The sequence below is a fragment of the Prevotella sp. C0209C1 genome, assembly GCF_056583855.1.
Map to the genome: position 1 here is coordinate 67,107 of NZ_JBWPJP010000002.1, position 16,697 is coordinate 83,803.

The 16,697-nt window shown below is 31.5% G+C and carries 17 protein-coding genes; 5 read left to right on the forward strand and 12 right to left on the reverse strand.

Going from position 1 to position 16,697, the window contains the following annotated elements; all coding sequences use genetic code 11:
• A complete protein-coding gene (locus AC1DCD_RS00755) occupies positions 1 to 924 on the forward strand; it encodes a 4-hydroxy-3-methylbut-2-enyl diphosphate reductase (RefSeq protein ID WP_060932862.1) in 924 nt (307 codons plus the stop codon).
• A gap of 21 nt (positions 925 to 945) precedes the next feature.
• Positions 946 to 2,379, forward strand: a complete 1,434-nt coding sequence (locus tag AC1DCD_RS00760; protein WP_464639656.1) for a sodium:solute symporter — start codon at positions 946 to 948, stop codon at positions 2,377 to 2,379.
• A 214-nt stretch (positions 2,380 to 2,593) separates the two neighbouring features.
• Here the strand turns inward: AC1DCD_RS00760 and AC1DCD_RS00765 are convergent, their stop codons facing one another.
• The 5 genes from AC1DCD_RS00765 to AC1DCD_RS00785 all read right to left on the reverse strand — a co-directional run bounded on the left by AC1DCD_RS00765 (position 2,594) and on the right by AC1DCD_RS00785 (position 7,210).
• Complete coding sequence (locus AC1DCD_RS00765) at positions 2,594 to 3,211, reverse strand: DNA alkylation repair protein (RefSeq protein WP_464639654.1); 618 nt, start codon at positions 3,209 to 3,211, stop codon at positions 2,594 to 2,596.
• A complete protein-coding gene (locus AC1DCD_RS00770; protein WP_464639652.1) occupies positions 3,208 to 5,184 on the reverse strand; it encodes a dipeptidyl-peptidase 3 family protein in 1,977 nt (658 codons plus the stop codon). Before AC1DCD_RS00770 ends, AC1DCD_RS00765 begins: the two co-directional genes overlap by 4 nt.
• 6 nt (positions 5,185 to 5,190) lie before the next feature.
• Positions 5,191 to 5,658 carry a helix-turn-helix domain-containing protein gene (locus AC1DCD_RS00775; protein WP_019036601.1) on the reverse strand — a complete coding sequence of 156 codons (468 nt, stop codon included), beginning with the start codon at positions 5,656 to 5,658 and terminating at the stop codon, positions 5,191 to 5,193.
• Between the two features lie 392 nt (positions 5,659 to 6,050).
• Complete coding sequence (gene ribH, locus AC1DCD_RS00780; protein ID WP_008449459.1) at positions 6,051 to 6,527, reverse strand: 6,7-dimethyl-8-ribityllumazine synthase; 477 nt, start codon at positions 6,525 to 6,527, stop codon at positions 6,051 to 6,053.
• 8 nt (positions 6,528 to 6,535) lie between these two features.
• The gene (locus AC1DCD_RS00785) at positions 6,536 to 7,210 is read right to left on the reverse strand and encodes a tetratricopeptide repeat protein (protein WP_019036602.1); all 675 of its coding nucleotides are present in this window, start codon (positions 7,208 to 7,210) and stop codon (positions 6,536 to 6,538) included.
• Between the two features lie 150 nt (positions 7,211 to 7,360).
• On the opposite strand from AC1DCD_RS00785, the gene recF reads away from it, so the two are divergent.
• Together recF and AC1DCD_RS00795 are read left to right on the forward strand one after the other, a co-directional pair.
• A complete protein-coding gene (recF, locus tag AC1DCD_RS00790) occupies positions 7,361 to 8,467 on the forward strand; it encodes a DNA replication/repair protein RecF (RefSeq protein WP_353585755.1) in 1,107 nt (368 codons plus the stop codon).
• A gap of 4 nt (positions 8,468 to 8,471) precedes the next feature.
• Positions 8,472 to 8,762, forward strand: coding sequence for a DciA family protein (locus tag AC1DCD_RS00795; protein ID WP_036856224.1), 291 nt, complete (start codon positions 8,472 to 8,474; stop codon positions 8,760 to 8,762).
• A 92-nt stretch (positions 8,763 to 8,854) separates the two neighbouring features.
• Here AC1DCD_RS00795 and pyrF read toward each other — a convergent pair whose 3' ends face one another.
• The 7 genes from pyrF to AC1DCD_RS00830 form a co-directional block, all read right to left on the reverse strand.
• Positions 8,855 to 9,679 carry an orotidine-5'-phosphate decarboxylase gene (pyrF, locus tag AC1DCD_RS00800; protein WP_464639648.1) on the reverse strand — a complete coding sequence of 275 codons (825 nt, stop codon included), beginning with the start codon at positions 9,677 to 9,679 and terminating at the stop codon, positions 8,855 to 8,857.
• 38 nt (positions 9,680 to 9,717) lie between these two features.
• Positions 9,718 to 10,830, reverse strand: coding sequence for a peptide chain release factor 1 (gene prfA / locus AC1DCD_RS00805; RefSeq protein ID WP_019036606.1), 1,113 nt, complete (start codon positions 10,828 to 10,830; stop codon positions 9,718 to 9,720).
• Between the two features lie 243 nt (positions 10,831 to 11,073).
• Positions 11,074 to 12,237 (reverse strand): AIR synthase related protein, encoded by a 1,164-nt coding sequence (locus tag AC1DCD_RS00810; RefSeq protein WP_464639646.1) that lies wholly within the window; start codon positions 12,235 to 12,237, stop codon positions 11,074 to 11,076.
• A gap of 36 nt (positions 12,238 to 12,273) precedes the next feature.
• On the reverse strand, positions 12,274 to 13,023 hold the full coding sequence (locus tag AC1DCD_RS00815; protein WP_008449414.1) for a shikimate dehydrogenase family protein: 750 nt from the start codon (positions 13,021 to 13,023) through the stop codon (positions 12,274 to 12,276).
• 21 nt (positions 13,024 to 13,044) lie between these two features.
• Positions 13,045 to 13,779: a bifunctional demethylmenaquinone methyltransferase/2-methoxy-6-polyprenyl-1,4-benzoquinol methylase UbiE gene (ubiE, locus tag AC1DCD_RS00820; RefSeq protein WP_464639644.1), complete on the reverse strand. Its 735-nt coding sequence runs from the start codon at positions 13,777 to 13,779 to the stop codon at positions 13,045 to 13,047.
• Positions 13,780 to 13,873: 94 nt separating this feature from the next.
• The gene (locus tag AC1DCD_RS00825; RefSeq protein WP_008449454.1) at positions 13,874 to 14,824 is read right to left on the reverse strand and encodes a phosphoribosylaminoimidazolesuccinocarboxamide synthase; all 951 of its coding nucleotides are present in this window, start codon (positions 14,822 to 14,824) and stop codon (positions 13,874 to 13,876) included.
• A 27-nt stretch (positions 14,825 to 14,851) separates the two neighbouring features.
• Complete coding sequence (locus tag AC1DCD_RS00830; RefSeq protein WP_353585749.1) at positions 14,852 to 15,817, reverse strand: PhoH family protein; 966 nt, start codon at positions 15,815 to 15,817, stop codon at positions 14,852 to 14,854.
• Between the two features lie 113 nt (positions 15,818 to 15,930).
• Between AC1DCD_RS00830 and AC1DCD_RS00835 the strand changes: the two genes are divergently transcribed.
• On the forward strand, positions 15,931 to 16,695 hold the full coding sequence (locus AC1DCD_RS00835) for a DUF5715 family protein (protein ID WP_464639642.1): 765 nt from the start codon (positions 15,931 to 15,933) through the stop codon (positions 16,693 to 16,695).
• Positions 16,696 to 16,697: the final 2 nt, after the last annotated feature.

Consider the following 16,697-nt stretch of genomic DNA (forward strand, 5'->3'; position numbering starts at 1 on the left):
ATGTTACAAATAGAAATAGATAATGGTAGTGGATTTTGTTTTGGCGTAACTACAGCTATAAAGAAAGCAGAAGAGGAATTAGCTAAAGGTAATGCTCTTTATTGCTTAGGCGACATTGTACATAATTCCATGGAAGTAGAGAGATTAGAGAAAAATGGGTTAATAACTATCAATCATGAGCAAATGAAAGATCTCTATAATGTTAAAGTGTTGCTTCGTGCTCATGGTGAACCTCCAGAAACTTATGCTTTAGCTAGACGTAATAACATAGAAATAATAGATGCTACTTGTCCTGTTGTATTAGCTTTACAGCGTCGTATAAAAAAACAATATGAAAGTAAAGTAGATGGAAAATTAACACCTATTATAGAAAATCAAAATAAGAGGTTAGAACCTAAAACTACTCAAGAAGACTCACAAATAGTAATTTTTGGTAAAAATGGTCATGCAGAGGTTTTAGGGCTTGTAGGACAAACTAAAAGCGAAGCTCTTATTATAGAGAAATTTGAAGATGTAAAGAAACTAAATTTTACAAAGAACATATACCTTTATTCACAAACAACAAAGAGCCTCGATGAGTTTCATAAAATTATAGATTATATACAGTCTCATATCAGTCCAACAGCACAATTTCAAAGTTTTGATACAATATGTAGACAAGTAGCTAATCGTATGCCAAATATATCTATCTTTGCTACACGCCATGATGTTATTATTTTTGTTGCAGGTAAAAAAAGTTCTAATGGAAAGGTTCTTTTTCATGAATGTTTAGCAGTTAATCCACATTCTTATCAAGTAGAGAGTGCAGATGAAATAAATATGGATTGGTTCATAGATGCAAAAACTGTAGGAATTTGTGGAGCAACTAGTACTCCTAAATGGTTAATGGAGGAATGTAGAGATGAAATACTTCGTAAAGTTTAATAAATAATATTTATTAATGACATGATTATAGTTATAACTATTATTTCTTATTTTCTAATACTCTTTTGTGTTAGTAGGTTAACAAGCAAACGGTCCGATAATGCTACTTTTTTTAAAGCAAACCAAAAATCTCCATGGTATTTAGTAGCTTTTGGTATGATAGGGGCAAGTATTTCTGGCGTTACTTTTGTGAGTGTTCCTGGTATGGTGTTATCTAATAATATGACATATTTGCAAACTTGTTTAGGCTTTGTGCTTGGTTATATTGTTGTAGCTTTTATTTTATTGCCTATATATTTTAGGTTAAAAGTAACAAGTATATATACTTATATAGAAAAGCGGCTTGGAAAATATACTTATAAAACAAGTTCAAGCTTTTTTATCTTATCAAAGATGAGTAGTGCCGCTGTAAGATTTTATGTAGTTTGCATTATTTTACAAAGATATGTTCTTGATAATTATCATATACCTTTTGTTTTAACAGTAGCTTTTTTAGTACTATTAATATGGTTATATACTAAAAGGAGTGGTATCCATACTTTAGTTTATACAGATACTTTTCAAACGCTATGTATGTTTATAGCTTTATTTCTTATTATTTATAAGGTATTAGGAGCATTAGACCTCTCTTTATTTGAAGCTATTAATAAAATAATAAATGACCCTCATTCCCGTGTTTTTGTTTTTAATGATAGTCTATCGGGGCAAAATTTCTGGAAACAATTTTTAAGTGGCATTTTTATAGTTATTGTTATGACAGGTTTAGATCAAGATATGATGCAAAAAAATCTTACTTGTAAGAATCTTCATGATGCTAAAAAGGATATGTGTAGTTATGGTTTAGCTTTTATTCCTGCTAATCTCTTATTTTTAGCACTTGGTATCCTATTGATGTTTTTTTATAATTATATGCATTTAGCCATCCCATCTTCTACTACAGATGAGTTAATGCTAAAAGCTACAGCTGGTGGATTATTAGGTAATTGGGTCATGGTGTTTTTTACTATAGGGATTGTAGCAGCTTGTTTTTCTAGTGCCGATTCTGCTTTAACATCGCTAACAACTATTTATTGTGTTGATATTAAAAATAGAGATAATGATGAAAGTTTAAGGAAGCGTGTACATTTTGTTATGGCACTTTGTTTTATAGGCTTTATATTACTTTTTCGCTGGTTTAATTCTACGAATTTACTTGATGCTATTTATACACTTGTATCTTACACCTATGGTCCTTTATTAGGCTTCTTTTCATTTGGATTATTTACCAAACGAACAGTGAAAGATAAGCTATCTCCATTTATTGCAATAATATCTCCTTTGCTTTGTTATATACTATCTACTTTTATAGAAAGTTTTACAAGTTATAAATTTGGGTACGAATTACTTATGATAAATGGTACTTTTACCTTTTTAGGATTATGGTTATTTAGTAAAAAGACAACTATTGTAAAATAAATAACAAATAGATTTGATAAAATTTGCCATATAATTTGTTTTTATATAGCAATGAATTCGGTTTTAAAGGATAAAAAACACACTATTTTGACCTTATTGTTTTGTATCTTTTTAAATGCTTAATTGGGTTTGACTTATTTATTTGATATGATTATTAAAATTATAAATATATAAAAAGTCCGATTTAATAAAAATAAATGAGCGAAGTAATTTTTTAGGGCCTGGCACTTAGAAGGCCAACTGTCCTTTTTGCCATTGCCTCAAAATCATTATTTATATTGCAGAATTTCATTAAGCTATTATAAGCAGCATGCTTTATTATAATATTGTTATCTTGTAAAGAAGAGTTAACCTGGTCAAGATATTCATTTATCTCTCGGTTTTCAATTTTTATACATCTATTGAATAATCCTGAAAGTAAATTATATCCACAAATTTCATACATTTGTTTCCCAGAAGCTATCCAACGAAAGGCAAGATGTAAGGCTTTATTTGTGTACTGTAATAAATTAAAAGCTAATATCTCTGCTAATTCTTGTGTATGTACACGTTCCATCCATACTTCTATTATATCCTCTTCCATACATTCGTGAGGCATAATAAGTGTTGCCAAGATCATACATTCGCGTATATCTTCTTTCCAAAGTTCTATAGCTAGATCATAGTCTTTACCATATTCTTTAGCTATTTCTTTAAGTTCAGGTAGAGGAATACCCCAGTTTAATTTATATAAAATTCCTTTTTCTCGCATCGATTGTGATGTTACACCATTCATTCTGAAGCGAAAAGATTGTTTTATTTGTTTTATTTTATTTTGTGTATCTACATTCATAATGTTGAGTATTCTTTAGAATAGCGTAGCATTTGTTCTGAATAAGTTTCAGAATAATCTGCTATAATATCTACGACGTTGTTGTTTTTATTTAGAATAGGTCTTAAAACAGGATTAATAAAACCTTTATATGGTGCAATATTAAGCTGTTCATATCTCTTTAAAACTTCTTCATGTTGTTTCTTATTGAGGTTGATAGCATATTTTTCTACTAAAGTACGAGCAGCATTAAAATCACCTTCACTTTTTATTCTTTGTATCTCTGCTAATTGTTTTGCAAAGATAGATCTAAGTGTTGTGTAATTATTTATTCTAATATAAGTCTTTGAGTTCTTTGAGATAAATTCTATAACCTCTTCTTCTTTACCTAAGTCCATAGCCCACCATGCTATTAAAGCTCTATTTTGCATATGTGCTTCTTCTATCTTTTTACCAGGCTTTATTCTTACTTGTTGAGTAAGAAGACCATTCATTAAGTAGCTATAATAATGTGCTTTATAAGCATCCTTATTATCAAGAAGTCCTAATTCTAATAATTTTTTATCAGCGATATAATACAAACCAAAAAGATCCGCACGAGCTTCTTCAATAGTATTCCCATAATTTTTAAGAGAACTGGGATCTGTAGATGGTAGTAATTTCCCACTACCATGTCCTAAACATTCGTGTAAATCGGTATGTAAGTCATCTGTTTTAGATCCAAACATATTAATTAGCTCATAAGTTTCTTTGTCAATAACAAATTCCTCGTAAAAACCATTTCCTTTTGAAGCAATGTTATAAGCATGAGTTAAATTACCAATAGTAACACTTTTAGATCCATATTCAGAGCGTATCCAATCGGCATTTGGTAGATTAATACCAATAGCAGTAGACGGATATTCATCACCTCCTAACATAGCAGTATTAACTACATTTGCAGTAACTCCTTTAACAGTTTCTTTGCGAAAACGTGGATCAATGGGAGAATGGTCTTCAAACCACTGTGCATTTGTGGATATAATATTAGCACGTTTAGTTGCTTCTAAGTCTTTATATTCCACAATTCCCTCCCATGAAGCCTTTAATCCAAGAGGATCACTATATACTTCTATAAAACCATTAATAAAATCTATCTGTCCTTCTTTTTCCTTTAACCATTCTATAGAGTATTTATCGAAAATAGATAAATCTCCTGTTTGGTAATATTTTATAAGTAAATTAATTACTTTTTTTTGTTGTTCGTTTTCTGTAAACTTTAAAGATTCATATAACCAGAATACAATTTTTTCTAATGCTTTACTATACTTCCCATTAATATGCCAAACGTCTTCTACTATTTTGCCATTTATTTTGCATAGAGAAGAATTTAAACCGTATGAAATAGGTCGCTCTTTTGATCCTTTAGCTTTTTTTTCTGCATAAAAAAATTCAACTTCTTTTTGAGAAACTCCTTCGTAATAATTACAAGCAGAACTCTTAATGAGGTCGCATCCATCTTTTTTGTTAACGCGTTTGGGTAATATTTTAGGATCAAATATTATGGGTATTATTTCTTCTAAAAGCTCGTTTACAGATTCATTATTATAGCATGGTAAGACTTCTTTAGGAAGAGAGATTATGATTTTCCTAAAATATTCTTCAGAAAAGTTAGGCTCAAATTTATCAGATCCATAATGGTGATAAATACCGTTAGCAAACCACACTTTCTTAAGATATTCTATTATGTTAAAAAAGGCATCATCTCTTTCACCTTTATAATATAGAAGAATAGCTTCTAAGGTTTTGCGAATACGTAAATTATATTTACCAAATTGATCAAAAAGAATATCTCTTCCATACAGAGTAGCTTGTGATAAACAATATATATATTGCTTTTGGCGTAGAGATAATTTATCAAATCCTGTTAGTTTATAACGAAGTATTTGGATATCAGCAAACTGCTCATCTATATAATTAAAATAATACTTACTTTTTATTTTATTATTTTCCACTTATCCTTATATTTTTTTTAGCTTTGTGTTTCTTTTAGATTTATTATCTTCGATAGGGTGTTGACTTAAATGACGTATTTTATAATCGCGTGGAGTTATACCATTTAATTTATAAAAAGAAGCATAAAACGATTGTCTATTAGAAAACCCTACCATATCGCTTATATCTTCCATATTTAAATCCTGATAACGCTTATCAACCAATAATGTCATAGCTTCTTCGATTCTAAACTTATTAACAAAAGAGGTATAATTTGTGTGAAATCTTACATTCACTACAGCTGAAATATAACGAGTGTTGGTGCCTAAGTCTTCTGCTAATTGCTTTGCGGAATAACTTTTATCCTTATACCGCTTTTGAATAAGAATTATTTCAAGGATCTTTTCTTTGAGATCATCCATCAAATTTGGACTAACAAGGCTACGATATGCAGCAGGTTTCTCTTTTTTTTCTGTAAGATTGTACTTTGACATAATAATGTAGGTTAATTAACGTTATGTATTCATTACTATTTTCTGCAAAAATAACTCTTATTATTGATATAATCAAATTTTATCATACCTTTTTTTCAATATATTATACAAAAGAGTTGATATTAATAATAAATATTGCAATAGGTGAGGGGATAAAGTTAAGATAATTAAAATGAAAAGTATATTTTGGGAAAGTTAAATATATAATAACTTTATTCGTTAAGCTTAGAAATATTATAACAGACAAAATAATAGAAATAAAAAAAAATAGTGGCGAAAAATATTAACATCAAAAATATCAATATAATTAATATGCGCCACTATTTAGCTGAACTGTAAGTCTTCACAGATTTTACTGTTCTAATGAAATTATTTAGAGAGTTTCTTTTAATTTAAAATTTTGACATCTTTATAGCTACGACAGCACATTCATCGCCTTTGTTTCCTAATGCACCTCCACTACGATCTATTGCTTGTTGTAAATTATCTGTTGTCAATAGTCCAAATACTACAGGAATATTTTGTGTAGCATTGAGATATGAAATACCTTGCGTAACGCCTTCACATATGTAATCAAAATGAGGAGTTTCTCCACGAATTACGCTACCTAATATAATAACGGCATCAAAACCATCGTTTTTAGTCATTTGTTGTGCACCATAAACAAGCTCAAAACTTCCAGGTACAGTTTTTACATGTATGTTTTCAGGTAGGCATCCATGTTTTTCTAAAGTTTTTACAGTGCCTTCCAACAATGCACTTGTTATTTCATTATTCCATTCAGAAACGACTATACCAAAACACATGTTACTTGCATCTGGAACTGATGCTATATCATAATCAGATAAATGATGTAATGCTGTTGCCATGATGAAATTTAATTAGATGCACGTTCTATATACTTATCAATGTCTTGATAAATAGGAGAATTAACATATTTCTTTTTAATTTCTTTATATATGTCTGTAGCTTCTTCTTTTTTACCTTCACTTTCAAGAATAATGCCAGCTTTACGCAATGCTAATGGGGCTATGCTATTGTTCGTATTTTCTTCAGCTTGATCATCTGCCATTTTTGCAGCCTTTTTAAAGCTATCTATAGCCTTATCGTTTTGGTTATTGTTAGCATATATATCACCTAAAGCCATCTGTGAAGCAGGACTAATTATTTGATCATTAGAAGTATTAAAATTTTCTGCATATTTTGCAGCGCTTGCCCAATTAGGTTTTGTACTATGTGCGTAACATAAAGCTATGTATAGATTAGAAAGATTGCCAGCTTTAGTATTGCTATAATCAGACTGAATCTTTAAAAAACCTTTTAAAGCTTGATCGTATTGTTGAGCATTGAAAAGGGTTTGACATTTAGCTAGCTCTGTACTTGCTTCTATTTCTTGAGGCTCAGACACAAAGTTTCTGTATAGAACAAAACCTACAATGATTACTACTACAGCTACTATTGGTATTATAATTTGTTTTTTGTACCTTATAAATGTAGCTTTAGAGTTGTTTAGAGTATTTTCATTAGTACTCTTTCCTTTTTGATTTGCCATTTTATATTTAATTCTTTATTGTTTTTACAATATAATTGGTGTGTAATAATTAGCGCAAAATTACTTATTTTCCCTCAATTAATAAAATATATATATATTTTTTTTCTGTGTTGCCATAAAAACGGCTACCTTTGCATATATTATATTATTATGCGTTTAGATAAGCTCTCTATAATTAATTACAAGAATATTCAAACAGCAACTTTAGAGTTGTCGCCTAAGTTGAATTGTTTTATAGGTCATAACGGTGAAGGAAAAACTAATTTGCTAGATGCAATTTACTATTTATCTTTCTGTAAAAGTGCTTTTAATCCAAAGGATTCTGAAGTGATACAACATGGAACTAATTTTTTTGTAATAGAAGGTAATTATACTAATGAGCATGGAGATAAGGAGCAGGTTTATTGTGGAATGAAAAGAGGGCAAAAAAAACACTTTAAACGTAACAAAAAAGAGTATAAACGATTATCTCAACACATTGGATTAGTACCACTTGTTTTTATTTCACCTGCAGATTCTTCTTTAATAGAAGGTGGAAGTGAAGAACGTAGAAAGTTAATGGATGTGGTTATTTCTCAATATGATGCAGCATATATAGAAGCTCTAACACGTTATAATAAAGCTTTACAGCAGCGTAATAGTTTGCTTAAGCAAGAAGAAGGGCTTGATGAAACTTTATTAGAACTCTTAGAAATGCAAATGGCAGAATATGGAGAATATGTATTTAAGAAACGCACAGTTTTTGTAGAAGAGTTACAACCTATATTTCAAAATATTTATAAATGTATTTCTAATGACCATGAAAAGGTTTCTTTAACTTATATGTCGCATGGTCAGCGTGGTAATTTGCTTGACATTATTAGGAATAGTAGAGATAAAGATAAAATGATGGGATATTCACTTCATGGGGTACATAAGGACGATTTAGTAATGTTATTAGGAGATTATCCCATAAAACGTTATGGAAGCCAGGGGCAAAATAAGACTTATGTTTTATCTTTAAAGTTAGCTCAGTTTGATTTTCTTTGTCGCACAGCATCACACAATACCCCTTTATTATTACTTGATGATATTTTTGATAAATTAGATTCTAATCGTGTGAAACAAATAATTAATTTAGTTTCAGGTGATGATTTCGGTCAGATCTTTATTACAGATACTAATCGTGAACATTTGGATAAGATCTTACATGGTGGAGATTTTAAGTATAAGTTATTTTCTGTAGAAAGTGGAGATGTAATATTCAAAGAAATATAAAAGTATGTTTAGACGAAAGGTAGAGACTTTAGACGAAGTATTGAATCTTTTATTGCGTAATGAAGGATTAGAAACCCCACTTTTACAGCGACGTTTAATAAATGCTTGGGAAGTAGTAACAGGTGATATAGTGGCTAAATATACTAGAGAAAAATTTATCAAAAATCAGACTTTATTTGTTAAGATTATTAATCCATCTTTAAAAGCTGATTTATCAATGATGAAAACAGATATTGTCAAGAAGCTTAATGGATATGTTGGTGCAATGATAATTGTTGATATAAAATTTTGTTAGATATAATAAAACTAATTTCTATTATCTTTTTATATTGATAAGGTTTATAGTAGGGAATTTAGTAAAATTCCCTACTATTGATTTCTTATACATCAAACAATATTATTTAGTTCTTTTTCCATTTCTTGTTGCATTTGAAAGGCCTTTTCTCCTGCTATTTTAGCATAATTTTTTGTATTATCAGCATAGATAATGCCACGTGACGAATTTACTAATAAGCCACAGTCTTTAGTCATACCATATTTACATACTTCTGCAAGATCTCCTCCTTGTGCTCCTATACCTGGAACAAGTAAGAAATGGTTAGGTACAATTTTTCGGATATCTTTGAACATTTTACCTTGTGTAGCCCCTACAACATACATTATATTTTCGTTGCTGCCCCATTGTTGTGTCTTTTTTAGTACTTTTTCAAATAGACGTTCATGGTCTTGATTTTCAAAGAATTGAAAATCAAGACTGCCTTTATTTGAAGTAAGAGCCAAAATAATAGTCCATTTTTCTTTATATTTCAGGAAAGGTTTTATAGAATCTTCGCCCATATATGGTGCTATAGTAAGTGAATCTACATCATATTCTTTGAAGAATGTACGTGCGTACATTTCTGAAGTGTTACCAATATCTCCACGTTTAGCATCAGCTATTATAAAATGGTGTGGATATGATGTTTTCAAATATTTTATAGTTTTTTCGAAAGCAAGCATTCCTTTTATTCCTAAACTTTCATAAAAAGCTAAATTAGGTTTGTATGCTACGCAATAAGGCGAAGTAGCATCTATGATAGCTTTATTGAAAGTAAAAATAGGATCTTCTTCATTTTTAAGGTAAGAAGGTATCTTTATAATATCAGTATCGAGTCCAACGCATAAGAAAGTTTTCTTTTCAAATATCTGAGTTATTAGCTGTTCTCTATTCATGTGTATAAAAGTTTAAATATTTTGATAATTTATATTTATTATAAATCTGCTTCTTTCATTTTTTCTGCATTTTCTGCTACAGTGAGGGCATCTATCATTTCTTGTATATTACCATTCATAAAGCCAGGTAGGTCATGAGAGGTAAAGCCTATGCGATGATCTGTTACACGTCCTTGTGGATAATTATATGTACGTATTTTAGCCGAGCGATCACCCGTAGAAACCAAACTTTTACGACGGTTTGCTATATCATTTATATATTTTTGATGTTCACGATCATATATGAAGGTGCGTAATCTTGAAAGTGCACGCTCTTTATTTTTAGGTTGATCACGTGTTTCGGTACATTCTATTAATATTTCCTCTATTTCTCCCGTATTAGGGTTTTTCCAAGGATAACGCAAACGTACACCTGATTCTACCTTATTTACATTTTGACCGCCTGCACCACTAGAACGAAATGTATCCCATTTTATATCTCCTTCGTTAATATTTACTTCAAACTTATCTGCTTCTGGTAAGACTGCTACTGTTGCAGCAGATGTTTGCATACGTCCTTGTGTATCAGTAGAAGGGACACGTTGTACTCTATGTACTCCTGATTCATATTTTAATATACCATAGACTCCTTCTCCAGAGATAGCAAAATCTATTTCTTTAAAACCTCCTACAGCTCCCTCATTAATATCGGTTACTGATAAAGTCCAACCTTTCTTATCACAAAAACGCTTATACATATTAAATATGTCGCCAGCAAAAAGAGCAGCTTCGTCTCCACCTGTACCAGCACGTACTTCCATTTGTACGTTTTTAGCATCTTCAGGATCTTTTGGTACAAGCAATAGCTTTATTTCTTCCTCTAATTTTGGCTGTAATATTTCATTATCGCTTAGCTCTTCACGAGCCATTTCTTTCATGTCAGGGTCATTTTCATTAGCAAGTATATCTTTGGCTTCTTTGATGGTAGTTAAGCAGGCTATATAACGTTTGCGAGCTTCCATAATATCTCCCAAATCTTTATATTCACGTGTAAGTTTTACATATCGTGCCTGATCATTTATAACATTAGGGTCTGTAATTAGTGTAGATACTTCTTCAAACCTTGCTTCTAAGCCATCGAGTTTATTTAATATGTTATTATTGTCTATCATATATTTTGTTATTGTCTTTTATTATTATTCGTTCTCTGCTGCAATAGGAATATTTTTTGTGTGCAGTAGTATCTTATTTACTTATCTGAGGTTGGGAAACCTATAAAAATGCTGATTAAAGCCTCTTTAGAGGAATTAAAATGTATCTTATATGCTGTTAAAGTAGTTTATACTGATGTAAAGAATTTCTTAAAATCTTCTAAGTTCTTTAAAGAGCATCTTTTATAGTCATATTTATTTCTTTTAATATTCAAATTCTCCAAACTCAGACTTTATAACAAGACTCTTTTGTCCCTCTTCTATATGTCCTACTATTTGCGCATCAATATTGAATGATTTGCTTATAGAAATAATATTTTCAGCTATTTCAGGGGTAACATATATCTCCATTCTGTGTCCCATGTTAAAGACTTGATACATTTCTTTCCATTCTGTACCACTACTTTCTTTTATAGCTTTGAATAGGGGAGGAATAGGGAACATATTGTCTTTTATTATCTTGCAATTATCATTTACAAAATGGAGAACCTTTGTCTGAGCACCACCTGTACAATGTACCATTCCATGAATCTCACTACGATATTTATCTAAGATTTGCTTTACTACAGGAGCATAAGTTCTTGTAGGAGAGAGTACTAACATACCAGCATTAAGAGGGCTGTTTTCTACAGGATCTAATAATTTATATTTCCCACTATACACTAATTCCTTTGGTACTGAATGATCATAACTCTCAGGATAATGTTTTGCAAGATATTTATTAAACATATCATGTCGCGCACTTGTTAACCCATTACTACCCATACCTCCGTTATATTCTTCTTCATACGTAGCTTTACCTGTAGAGCTAAGTCCTATTATAACATCTCCAGGACATATATTTGCATTATCTATTACATCAGAGCGTTTCATTCGGCAAGTAACAGTGGAGTCTACTATAATAGTACGCACTAAATCGCCAACATCAGCCGTTTCACCTCCTGTTGGATATATGCCAATACCCATTTTACGCATATTTGCTAAAAGATCGTCAGTACCTTTTATTATAGCAGCAATAACTTCACCCGGAACAAGCATCTTGTTACGTCCTATTGTAGATGATACGAGAATATTATTCACAGCACCCACACATAATAAGTCATCGGTATTCATAACAATGGCATCTTGAGCTATACCTTTCCATACGTTTATATTACCTGTCTCCTTCCAATACATGTAAGCTAAAGCCGATTTAGTTCCAGCGCCATCGGCATGCATGATGTTACAATACTCTGGATCACCCCCTAATATATCTGGAATAATTTTACAAAAGGCCTGTGGGTATAAACCTTTATCTATATTCTTTATAGCATTGTGTACATCTTCTTTTGTGGCACTTACACCACGCATCATATAACGATTACTCATATATTTTATTTGTGTTAATGATCTTTTGTAAATATTTTATTCTTTACTATTCCAAAAATCCCAACTGACAAAGGCTTGAAGTAAAAGCATTTCTAAACCGTTTTTTATAGTTGCACCATGTTCAGCTCCTTTTTTCATAAACAAGGTATGATCAGGGTTATAGATTAAGTCGTAAAGAAGAGTCTTATTGTTCATAGCATCATAAGGTAGCTTTGGATAGGTGTCCACTTTCGGATACATACCAAGTGGGGTACAGTTAATAATGACATTATAGAAACGTATTAATTCAGGTGTAACATCATCATACGAGATTTCACCTGAAGAAGGTGTTCTTGATACAAATAAAGTTTCTAACCCTAATGATTTTAACCCATAGTTAACAGCTTTGGCTGCTCCTCCAGTACCTAATATGAGAGCTTTTTTATGCCATTGTGTCATAAGAAGAGGAGAGATACTTCGTGTAAATCCTATCACATCACTATTAAATCCTTTTAGTATTGTTTTATTTCCTTTGTGAGTTATACGTATTACATTTACAGCTCCAATAGCTTTAGCTTCAGGACTTAATTCGTCTATATAAGGTATTACTTGTTCTTTATAAGGAATAGTAACATTAAGTCCTTTTAGTTCAGGATTGGTTGCTAAGATTTCATAGAGATTATCTATTGTAGGAATTTCGAAATTAATATACTTTGCATTAATCCCCTCATTTTTAAATTTCTCATTAAAATATCCTATAGAGAATGAGTGTCCTAAGGGGTAACCTATAAGTCCATATTTGTCCATACTTTCCTTATATAAAATGAATTATTTTTCTGCTAAATACATCGTACAGATACCAAAGGTAAGTCGATGGAAAGACGCCTTGTTAAAGCCTGCTTTTTTAAAGATATGCATCATTTCTTCTCCCTGTGGGAAGGCTTCTATAGTTTTATTTAAATATTCGTAAGCACTTTTGTCTTTTGAAATAATACGTCCATATAATGGTAAAATGGTATTTGAATAAATGTGAAAAAGCTGTTTTATAGGGAAAGATATTGGAGTAGTAAGTTCCACTATACTTAGATGACCTCCAGGTTTTAAAACACGAAAAATCTCTAATAAACCTTTATCTAAGCTCTGAAAATTGCGAATACCAAAAGCTGCTGTTACTGCATCAAAAGAATTGTCGCTAAAAGTAAGATTTAGACAATCCTCTTTTTGAAAAGAGATAATGTTAGAAAGACCTTCTTTTTCCACTTTTCCACGCCCAATATTCATCATACCTTCAGAGAGGTCAGCTCCTATGAGGTGTATCGGATTGAGCATTTTAGCTGCAAGAATAGCAAAATCGCCAGTACCCGTGGCTATATCTAAAATCTTTTGCGGATTATATGGTATTAGTTGCTTTATGGCCTTACGGCGCCATCTTTTGTCTATGTCCCATGATAGGTGATGATTTAGTTTATCATAGGTTGGGGCAATGTTATCAAACATTGTCTCTACCAGCTTAGATTTTTCACTATTACCTCCGTAAGGTTTTATTTTTTCTTGCTTATACACTATTATTTCCCTCTATACTTATAATTGTAGAAATCCCATAAGGTACAGATAAATACTGACCTTATGAGATCTTTTATATTTTACTTAAAAGTTGCTATTTGCTTTTAGCCAAGTAATCTTTTACATTTTCTTCTATGCGCCTTGCTATATCTCCAGTATATTCTTGTTTTTTAAAAGGTTCGCCAGTGATATGTTCATATAGCTCAATATATCTATTGCTGACGCTTTCAGCATATTCGTCACTTATATATGGCATTGTTTGACCTGGCTCGTTCATAAAATTATGATCAATAAGCCATTGCCGTACAAACTCTTTTGACAACTGTCGTTGAGGTTCGCCTTTTTTTAATTTTTCTTCATAGCCTTCTGCATAAAAATAACGACTCGAATCTGGAGTATGTACTTCATCAATAAGATAGCATTGACCATTACGTTTACCAAACTCATATTTAGTATCTACCAATATTAACCCATGCTTAGCTGCAATTTCTTGCCCACGAGCAAATATTTTCCTTGTCCATTCTTCTATTATGTTATAATCTTCTTCAGACACAATACCTTGAGCAATAATCTCTTCACGTGATATGTTCATATCGTGTCCTTCATCAGCCTTTGTTGTTGGCGTAATTATAGGTTCAGGGAAACGTTCGTTTTCGCGCATACCATCAGGGAGCTTAACTCCACATATTTCACGGCAGCCTTTTTGATATTCTCTCCAAGCCGATCCTGTTAGTATGGAGCGGATAATCATTTCTACACGAAAACCTTCACATTTTAATCCAACAGTAACCATAGGATCAGGAGTTGCAAGCTTCCAGTTTGGACAAATGTCCTTTGTTTGGTCAAGGAATTTTGATGCAATTTGATTTAATACTTGTCCTTTGAATGGTATTCCTTTAGGTAACACCACATCGAATGCTGATATACGATCAGTTGCAACCATTACAATGAGATCGTTATCAATGTCGTAAACATCACGAACTTTACCATGATAAACGCTTTTCTGTCCATCAAAATTGAAATTGGTTTGTGTTAATGCTTTCATTTCTGTGCAATTAATTATTTTTATATATCAATTAGGATTCTGTTTTACTGTTATTTCTTTCTTGTCATGTGCTTGATAAGCTTTTACTATGCGTGTTACGAGCTTGTGTCGTACTATATCTTTAGAATTAAGCTCTATAACACTGATACCTTCTGTATCACCAAGAATATTTAATGCCTCACAAAGACCACTTTTTTGTTTTTGTGGTAAATCGATCTGAGTAATGTCGCCTGTAATGATCATTTTTGAATTCCACCCCATTCTAGTAAGAAACATTCTTAATTGGGCAGAGGTAGTATTCTGTGCCTCGTCAAGTATAATGATAGCATCACTTAATGTCCTTCCGCGCATAAAAGCAAGCGGTGCTATTTGTATAATATGTTTACCTATCATGTCCTGAAGCTTAGCAGCTGGGATCATATCTTCTAGAGCATCATATAAAGGCTGTAAGTAGGGGTCTATTTTTTCTTTCATATCACCTGGAAGAAACCCTAACTTCTCTCCAGCTTCTACTGCTGGACGAGAGAGGATTACCTTTTTCACTGCCTTTTCTTTTAAAGCCTTTACTGCAAGTGCTATGCTTAGATAGGTTTTGCCTGTTCCTGCAGGACCTACGGCAAAGAGCATATCATTATTTTCAAAAGCATCTATTAAAGCTTGCTGATTAGCTGAGCGACTTTTTATGGGACGCCCCGTTACAGAATAGACTATAACATCTTTAATAGCATCAGATTTAACCTGTTTGCCTTTTATTATGTCAAGGATATCTTCTGATGTAAGCGTATTATATCTTATTATATGTTTACAAATGTTTTCGATACTTTCTTCTATCTTAGCTATTTCTTCCTCATCTCCAAGAACACGAATAACATTATCGCGTGCTATAATTCTTATTTTAGGAAAAAGCGACTTTATCATGAGTAGGTGCTCATTACCCACTCCATAAAAAGTAACAGGATCTATATCCTCAAGAATAATATGCTTCTCTATCAAACTTAATATAAACTTTAATGAAACAAAGGCAAAGTTACTATAAAATCCTTATACTCGCAAATATTTCTTAATTCTTAATATTCTTTTAATCAAATCTTGTTACCTTTGTAAATATGAAGAAAAAATCAGCAAAGATAAAGACTTGCGTTATTATAAGTTTTACTTGTTTTTTTTTAGGTTTAGTATTGATACGCTTAATTTTCCCATCTTTATCAAAGAAACATTATAGCAAATCAAATAATACTTATTATAATAACGGTATAAGTGTAAGTGCTAATATAGGGCATCAAAATCCACCGTTTTTTTTTAAAGCAGATGGCTCTTTAATAAGACATCATATAATAGGAGTGCCCGATTATGACACAAGTTTCCCTGATATGAATGACGTGCAATTACCTTCTGCAAAGAAGAAAGGAGTTAAACCTGTAGAAAACCGTTCGGAAGCAGAGCATCGTAAGCGAGAATTAGTCTTCATAGGATATAATCCTTATTATGAAGTGAAAAAACTTTATAATAGCATTCCTTATTTAGTACCAGATGCAGCTGTACTGTTGCAGGACATAGGTAGAAGTTTTATGGATTCGCTACAAATAAAAAATATTCCTATAAATAAAATTTTAGTAACATCTGTCTTACGTACTAAAGAGGATGTTATAAAGCTTAGGTCTTTTAATCGTAATGCTTCTGAGAATAGTTGTCATCAGTATGGTACCACTTTTGACATAGCTTATAATAAATATTATGCTATTACACGCTCAGTAAGAGATGATACTCTTAAATGGGTGCTTGCAGAGGTTCTTAATGATCTTCGTTCTAAAAATCGTTGTTATGTTAAGCATGAACGTCATCAAGGTTGTTTTCATATAACAGTGAGATGAAA

Excerpts from the sequence above, each read along its gene's own strand:
- AC1DCD_RS00765 (WP_464639654.1), bottom strand. The coding sequence starts at position 3,211 with ATGAATGTAGATACACAAAATAAAATAAAACAAATAAAACAATCTTTT.
- AC1DCD_RS00810 (WP_464639646.1), bottom strand. The coding sequence starts at position 12,237 with ATGAGTAATCGTTATATGATGCGTGGTGTAAGTGCCACAAAAGAAGAT.
- AC1DCD_RS00755 (WP_060932862.1), top strand. The coding sequence starts at position 1 with ATGTTACAAATAGAAATAGATAATGGTAGTGGATTTTGTTTTGGCGTA.
- AC1DCD_RS00785 (WP_019036602.1), bottom strand. The coding sequence starts at position 7,210 with ATGGCAAATCAAAAAGGAAAGAGTACTAATGAAAATACTCTAAACAAC.
- AC1DCD_RS00815 (WP_008449414.1), bottom strand. The coding sequence starts at position 13,023 with ATGGACAAATATGGACTTATAGGTTACCCCTTAGGACACTCATTCTCT.
- recF (WP_353585755.1), top strand. The coding sequence starts at position 7,361 with ATGCGTTTAGATAAGCTCTCTATAATTAATTACAAGAATATTCAAACA.
- AC1DCD_RS00825 (WP_008449454.1), bottom strand. The coding sequence starts at position 14,824 with ATGAAAGCATTAACACAAACCAATTTCAATTTTGATGGACAGAAAAGC.
- prfA (WP_019036606.1), bottom strand. The coding sequence starts at position 10,830 with ATGATAGACAATAATAACATATTAAATAAACTCGATGGCTTAGAAGCA.
- AC1DCD_RS00760 (WP_464639656.1), top strand. The coding sequence starts at position 946 with ATGATTATAGTTATAACTATTATTTCTTATTTTCTAATACTCTTTTGT.
- AC1DCD_RS00835 (WP_464639642.1), top strand. The coding sequence starts at position 15,931 with ATGAAGAAAAAATCAGCAAAGATAAAGACTTGCGTTATTATAAGTTTT.
- AC1DCD_RS00775 (WP_019036601.1), bottom strand. The coding sequence starts at position 5,658 with ATGTCAAAGTACAATCTTACAGAAAAAAAAGAGAAACCTGCTGCATAT.
- ribH (WP_008449459.1), bottom strand. The coding sequence starts at position 6,527 with ATGGCAACAGCATTACATCATTTATCTGATTATGATATAGCATCAGTT.
- AC1DCD_RS00795 (WP_036856224.1), top strand. The coding sequence starts at position 8,472 with ATGTTTAGACGAAAGGTAGAGACTTTAGACGAAGTATTGAATCTTTTA.
- pyrF (WP_464639648.1), bottom strand. The coding sequence starts at position 9,679 with ATGAATAGAGAACAGCTAATAACTCAGATATTTGAAAAGAAAACTTTC.